This is a genomic window from Desulfonatronospira sp., assembly GCA_003563255.1.
In the GTDB taxonomy this organism is placed as follows: domain Bacteria; phylum Desulfobacterota; class Desulfovibrionia; order Desulfovibrionales; family Desulfonatronovibrionaceae; genus Desulfonatronospira.
Genome location: PWSL01000204.1, coordinates 1 through 6,520 on the forward strand (window position 1 = coordinate 1; position 6,520 = coordinate 6,520).

Below are 6,520 nucleotides of genomic sequence, written 5' to 3' on the forward strand. Positions count from 1 at the left end.
CAGGATATCAGCCTGCTGCCTGTTTCTGCTCATTGGAGGCTGGGTACTCCTGGATACTGCAGGCATTCTGCCCCATTACGAACTGTTGCAGCCGGCAAGATATTTTGAGGCTCTGCAATAAACTTTTACAGCCTTGCAAGCTTTTGTTTAAACTTCTCCAGACCCCGCAGGTCAATAAATAAGTTTCGCTGTAGTGTTAAAATTTACTGATAACATGTATTTCTCAAATGTATTCGAGGTATCTTATGAATTCTACAGACAATCCGGCCCTGGCTGTTATCGACATGCAAAACGACGTGGTCCTGCCGGATTCCCCCTGCTATGTGCCCGGGGCCATGGAGACCATTCCGGCCATCCAGAAGCTGGCGGCTTACTTCAGGTCCAATAAGTGGCCAGTAATATATGTAACCCGGCAGCATCGCCCGGACGGCAGCGACGTGGAGTACACCAGGGTACACCTCTTCAAGGACAAAGAAGGCCTCTGCGTTGCAGGAACTCCGGGTGCTCAAGTCGTCGACGGACTGGAAGTAAAGCCGGAAGACTACGTCCTTGTAAAAAAACGCTTCAGCGCATTTTTATTTACCGAATTTGACCTCCTGCTGCGCCGACTGGGAATTAAAACCCTGGTCATCGCAGGCACGCAATATCCCAATTGCATCCGTTCCACTGCCGTGGACGCCCTGGCCAGGGACTACCGGGTGGTTGTGGTCACCGATGCCTGCTCTGCCAGTTCAAAGCGTATAGCAGATAACAACATCGAAGACATGCAGAACATGGGCATAGAATGCCTGCCTCTTGGCTCAGTGACCGGTCAAGCTTAATATTGGGTTACAGCGGCATGGCCTTAGAGGCCCAGATAATGGAGTTGTTGTAAATCCGGGCAATGTCATCCTGTATCATTCCCAGGGCCAGACAGCCGTCCTGGACATCCTCCCAGTTGCCCTTTTCCATCCCCTTGACCAGACTGATCCAGGCGGTGAAAGGTGTTTCCTGGGTTATCAGGGCTTTTTTCATATCTTCTTGAATAGGCAGATCCTGGAGAATATCTTCCAGGGGTTGACCCAGCAGGGCATCCAAAAGGGAGAACAGGCCCAGTAGAAACATGGAGTGCGGTTTGAAAGGCGGATCCTGATGCGATTCAGATAAAAGCTCCAGAAATTTCCCCCTCTGGGTTGCCAGACGTGATGTCTCCTGACTTGTTGCGTTAGTGCTTAGATCAGACAGGATGGCCACCTGCAACCACTGGGAGATCTGGATGGCTCCCAGGAGGTTTACTGCATGCTCAATTGATGTGATCTTGTTTCTAAAACCAAAAAAAGCTGAATTGATGTACCGGAGCAAACGATAGCTCAGCGCCGCATCATTCTGAATGATTCCCGCTAACTGCCTGGGCGACCACTCATCATGGGCAAGCTTTTTAAACAATTCCAGCCTTGAATTCTGGTTAGGGGTCAGTTTGCATCCGGACATCAACTGGGGTGAGCAGAAGAAAAACCCCTGAAACAAGTCGAATCCCATTTGCTTGCAATACTGGTAAATCTTTACGTGCTCTATCTTTTCCGCAAGCAATCTGGCTTTTTTATTTGAAAGATAGTTTACGATTTTTTTGATTTCCAAGGGGTGCATCTTGAGGATGTCCACCTTGATTACATCGGCCAGATCAAGAAGTTTTTCGTATCCGGGCTGACCGTAAAAATCATCAAGGGCCAGCCTGTATCCTTTTTTTTTCAGATCCAGGCAGGCCTCAATGACTTCAGGTTCGGGCTTGACAGTTTCCAGAATCTCCACCACGCATTGATTTGAGGGGAGTGCCAGAGCGCTTCTTCGAATCAGCAACTCCTGAGGAAAATTGATATAAACAGGTTTGGGCCTGCCTATAGCTGAAGCAGCCAGGTCAAATCCGTATGAAATAACATCCAGAGTGGCCTGAACAGGATCAAAAATATTTGCGGATTGCTGCATCTGCCCTTCCCTGAACAGCAGTTCATACCCCTGCACCCTGTCTTTACGTGTAAAGATGGGCTGCCTGGCAACAAAAACAGGATGGTGCTGCAGTATTTCCACTCTCTGGCTCCAGCTCGTTTAAGGCTGTTTGATAATAGCACTTATGACAGGGCTCCGTGAATAAGCAACTGAGGCAGGCCTGTGCCCGGAACCCTAGATAAAGGGCGAGCTAACTCTCTTTCATAAGCTTCTTGAGAAAAACTTCAGCCTGGGTAAATCCTGGGTGTTCCTCAAGAGCCTTCTGAAGACGTCTTACTGCCCTTCGAAAGTTTCCATTATAATAATCCGATACAGCTGCGTTAAATAATAGACCCGGATTGTCAGGATCTTTTTTTAATGCCACAGCATAAAGCTCCACAGCCCGGGACTTCTGCCCCTGTTTTCTAAGGGCAACAGCGTAGTTGTTGATGACATCAGAGCTCAGACAGTCGATGACAAGGGATCCAAAATTTGCTTCCGCCTGCCCGCAAAGATCATGTTTTAAATAAATTTCCCAGATCTTTCTCTTTATCCAGTCCTCTTCCGGGGATACGTTGATGGCTCTTTGAAAACTCTCCCTGGCCCTGTAGTAATCCTGCATGTATAATAAGATATCGCCTTGAGCTAAATAAAAATCTACACTACGCGGCTGTATTGCCAGGGCCTTATCAAGGCTGGCCCTGGCTTCTTCCCAGGCTTGCTCATTCTTTTCAAGTTCAGCCTTGAGATGCCAGGCTTTTCCCAATAGATGGTTGTGGCTTAAGGCCTGATCTACCATTTCCCTGGCTTGACTGGTTTCACCAGCCTGATAATAGACCCGGGCAGTCTCATAATATATTCGGGCCTTCATGGAAGGTGTCTGTTCAAGAAGGTCACTCAGCCTTTTTACTGCCAAGCTGAAATTATTTAAGGCACAGTCGTGCTTTACCTCTTTTAGCACGTTGTACAATTTCTGACGCGGATTTTCAGTGCTTACAGTACTCATCTTTTCCGAGAGCACTTCAATGCTCAAGGGCTTAACCATGTATTCGGTGACGCCGAGTTCTGAGGCCTCGGCCACATCCTCGGATTCACTTCTTGACGTTAGAAAAATAAACGGGAGATCCTCCCACCTGGAAGAAGAGCGCATGCAGCGTAAAAGCTCGGCCCCGTTCATACGGGGCATCTTCCAGTCTGAAATAACCAGCTGAATATCATGGCTATGTTCAAGTATCTCAAGAGCTTCCTTCCCGTCTGCCGCTTCCCTGGTCTTCTGGTACCCTAACACGCGAAGAAAATTGACAACTGTTTCCCTTGATGGTTCAATGTCATCTACAATCAGGATGCTTTTATCTTTGTCCAGCATAATACCCTCAGTCTGGTGAATACATGGTCACACAGAAAAGGCTGCCTCCGCCCGGTGCGTCCTCAACCCAGATATGGCCTTCCAGCATGGTTACTATTCGGTTGCAGATGAAGAGACCAATGCCGGTGCCCTGGATCCCTTTGTCCCGCTCTGCCCGGATAAACCTGTCGAAGATCTTTTGCTTGAGGTTGTCAGGTATCCCGGGACCATTGTCCTGCACTGCTATCTTGACTATCCGGCTATATCTGTCTCCGGCCCTTCTGGTCTCCAGGGTTTCCCACCAGATAATAATATTGCCGCCCTCACAGGTATACTTGACAGCATTGGAAATAAGATTGCTGAAAAGGTGCGATAAAAGGGTGCTGTCAGCCATGACTGTTACCTTGCCGGCCTTGCCCAGAGAGATGGAGAGTCCTTTAGAGGATGTGGTAGGCCTGGCTTCCTCAATCACCTGCTGCACAATGGGCAAAAGCTCTACAGGTCCAATCCGGCATGTGTTCTCCTCTTGCCAGTGATCCAGGCGGGCGATCTCCAGGAATTCGTCTATCATCTCAAACAGTTTGCTGGCTCCGTTACGGGCTGTTTTTAAAACATTGTCCTGCTCCCGGCTTACACCCATATACGTTAAAAGATCCAGATTGGAAATTACAGCTGACAGCGGACTTTTGAAATCATGGACAACCATCTGCACAAGTTCGGTACGTTCGGTATAAGTGATTAACAACTCCCTTTGCTTTAACTCTAACTCCCTCACCAAAGCCTTATAACGCTCTTTTTCTTCGGCAAGCCTGTCCATCAGGCAGGAATTTTCCACCAGAGGAGAAATCCAGGACGCATAATCCTGAAGCACCTGAAAGTCTTCCGAAGTGAAAGGAGAATCATCATCCCGGTCGGAACAATTGATTACTCCAATGGTATTTTTTTGTGCACCCTGAAGAGGAACGCATAAAAGGGATGCAGTTTTGTAAGAGGAAGACCTGCCCTTTCTCGGCCTGAACTTGTCGTGCTGGTTAATGTTTTCAATAAGCAAGGGGGTGGAATTATAATAAACATACCCTGAGATAGACTCCGGGTAAATCTCCTGAACCAGGCCGATTATATTATGATTAGTGCTCGCTTCCACCCGTAGACTGTTTTCATCTGAACTTTTAAGCATGACGGACCCCCTGCGGGCCCCGATTTTTTTCAAGATAATATCAAGGCTCCTGTCCAGTCGAACCTTGAGAGCAAGGGTGTTGTCTGTTAGAAGACGAACCACGCTTTGAAGAGCTTCAGGCTTGGTATGGTCTGACAAAGATTCCTTGAAGGTATTCATTGGTTAAGCCTGCCAAAGGGTTTTCAAGGTGCTGGGGTCAGCCGGAAAATCATTCTTCCGACAAAATTTTAACAGTTACTTTGTAGCAGCCATTCTATCGTTTGTAATCATTCAGGGGGTCATGGGTGGTGATTGCTTGCACAGGGCCTGGGGGTCCCGGAGTGCCTGTCCCCTGCTTTCCTTAAAAGCGCTAAACAGATACCCCCGGGCCGGTTCCGGCAACTCTGAATGTTTACCATCGTTTGGATCGTAACCATGTGGCACGGGGACTGGCTCTCCCCGCACTAATTTTTAAAACCTGTCAATTTTCCTTCAGAAAAAGGTTTGCGGGTGCCTGTCCCCTGCTTTCCTTATGGTGAAGATTGCAGCCGGCTTGGGAACTCTGCTTTCATGCCAAAGTACTGTTATATAAATCAGGAAGTTACAGGCTTTTTGGCACTTTATCCAAAAACTGATTTGACTTTTATGTAAAATTACAATATTATATTAATTAAATCAATGATTTTTTTAAACTCAAAAAATATTATCTATTTTGCGCTTTTCAGGAAAGCAGGGTACAGGCACTCCGCACTCTGTTTGCCGAAACCCCGGACCACTGGAGTACAAGTCGATATTTTTGTATCAGTTTAGCCCTTTTCTAAGGAAAGCAGGGGACAGGCACCCCCGCACTTATTTTTTTCAAATGTTCTGCAGCCTTTCTGCCCTAAAAAATAAGTGCGGGGAGAGCCAGTCCCGTGCCACATGCAAAGCGCTTAACTGTTACATATTTTTTGAAAATGACTGCTGCCCACCCGGTTGATTAGTAGAAATTCCACTGAGGTGGACAAAACACTCTATTATTATTTGAGTGGCGGGCAAAGCCCGCGTTAATTTTTTCAAGAGAGGTGTTTTTATGATAAACGGTATTCCCGGAATGGGAGCTTTTCACAGCTTCGGGTTACGCCAGCAGGTGGCGGCCCACAACGTGGCCAACGTAAATACCAGAGATTTTGAACCCAGCCGGGTTATCCTGGAAGAGGCTGGCAACAGGCAGGGTGTAAGGCCTCAGACCGTGGAAAAGATCCGGGACCAGGCGTTGGAACATGCCCGGGAGATGCAGGATCAGGCTGCAGCCGAGGCTCAAGAAAGAGCTTTAAGGCCAAGCAACACGGATCTTATTTCCGAACTTGTATTGATGCAGCAAAACGAGACAGCCTATGCCGCCAACGCTGCCGCCGTACGCACCCGGGACGACATGTTGGGCCATGTAATAAACATGACGACTTAACACTGCAGTGAAACTTATTATCAACCTCCGGTGACTGGTTTTTTTTCCGCCAACATTTTTTACAATTGACAGGTTTCAACGTAACTTGAGAGTTCAAAGTTCTTGGTTCTTCGTTCCTGGTTGTAAGAAATTATGTCAATGAATTTGGATAGATACATAGCCTGACCCGAAAGACATATAGATCTGTCAAAAAAAACTAATAAAAACAAATGATTACAAAAAAACTTTGTAACTGTTCAGAACGTATCAGTTTAGTGACTTACTCCTGAGACCCTGTCATAAAAAACGAGAAAATTTTCGAACAGAGACGAGGTTTCAGCGCCTGCTAATGGGACTGTCCCGCACTTATTTTTGTAAATCTCATGGCTGTAACTTATTCATCAGAAAAATAAGTGCTGGACTGTCCCAATTGGGATAAGAGCACTTCTTTTTCTTGGGTTGCGGGCATAGCCTGCTTTAGGCTTTTGTTTTTCTACAATTAACTATTAACACTACAGCGAAACTTATATATCGACCTCCGGGGACTGGCTCTTTTGCCGCCTGATTTTTTGTTCAATTGCAAGTTTTCAAACGGCAAAAGTGCCTGTCCCCAATTGAGACAGGTTATAAA

The 6,520-nt window shown here is 46.9% G+C and carries 5 protein-coding genes; 2 read left to right on the forward strand and 3 right to left on the reverse strand.

Features of this window, described 5'->3' with window-relative positions; translation table 11 throughout:
- Window positions 1-245: 245 nt before the first annotated feature.
- A complete protein-coding gene (locus QZP87_RS05995) occupies window positions 246-821 on the forward strand; it encodes an isochorismatase family cysteine hydrolase (RefSeq protein WP_291322015.1) in 576 nt (191 codons plus the stop codon).
- A 7-nt stretch (window positions 822-828) separates the two neighbouring features.
- On the opposite strand, the gene QZP87_RS06000 is transcribed toward QZP87_RS05995, so the two are convergent.
- The 3 genes from QZP87_RS06000 to QZP87_RS06010 form a co-directional block, all read right to left on the reverse strand.
- On the reverse strand, window positions 829-2,064 hold the full coding sequence (locus QZP87_RS06000) for an HDOD domain-containing protein (RefSeq protein WP_291322016.1): 1,236 nt from the start codon (window positions 2,062-2,064) through the stop codon (window positions 829-831).
- 109 nt (window positions 2,065-2,173) lie between these two features.
- Window positions 2,174-3,328: a response regulator gene (locus QZP87_RS06005; RefSeq protein ID WP_291322017.1), complete on the reverse strand. Its 1,155-nt coding sequence runs from the start codon at window positions 3,326-3,328 to the stop codon at window positions 2,174-2,176.
- A 7-nt stretch (window positions 3,329-3,335) separates the two neighbouring features.
- Window positions 3,336-4,643 carry a GAF domain-containing sensor histidine kinase gene (locus QZP87_RS06010; RefSeq protein WP_291322018.1) on the reverse strand — a complete coding sequence of 436 codons (1,308 nt, stop codon included), beginning with the start codon at window positions 4,641-4,643 and terminating at the stop codon, window positions 3,336-3,338.
- 892 nt (window positions 4,644-5,535) lie between these two features.
- Here QZP87_RS06010 and QZP87_RS06015 point away from each other — a divergent pair.
- Window positions 5,536-5,910: a flagellar basal body rod C-terminal domain-containing protein gene (locus QZP87_RS06015; RefSeq protein WP_291322019.1), complete on the forward strand. Its 375-nt coding sequence runs from the start codon at window positions 5,536-5,538 to the stop codon at window positions 5,908-5,910.
- Window positions 5,911-6,520 lie beyond the last annotated feature (610 nt).

Bases quoted from the DNA above. Each gene is read 5' to 3' on its own strand.
- QZP87_RS05995 (WP_291322015.1), top strand. From the start codon at position 246: ATGAATTCTACAGACAATCCGGCCCTGGCTGTTATCGACATGCAAAAC.
- QZP87_RS06005 (WP_291322017.1), bottom strand. From the start codon at position 3,328: ATGCTGGACAAAGATAAAAGCATCCTGATTGTAGATGACATTGAACCA.
- QZP87_RS06010 (WP_291322018.1), bottom strand. From the start codon at position 4,643: ATGAATACCTTCAAGGAATCTTTGTCAGACCATACCAAGCCTGAAGCT.
- QZP87_RS06015 (WP_291322019.1), top strand. From the start codon at position 5,536: ATGATAAACGGTATTCCCGGAATGGGAGCTTTTCACAGCTTCGGGTTA.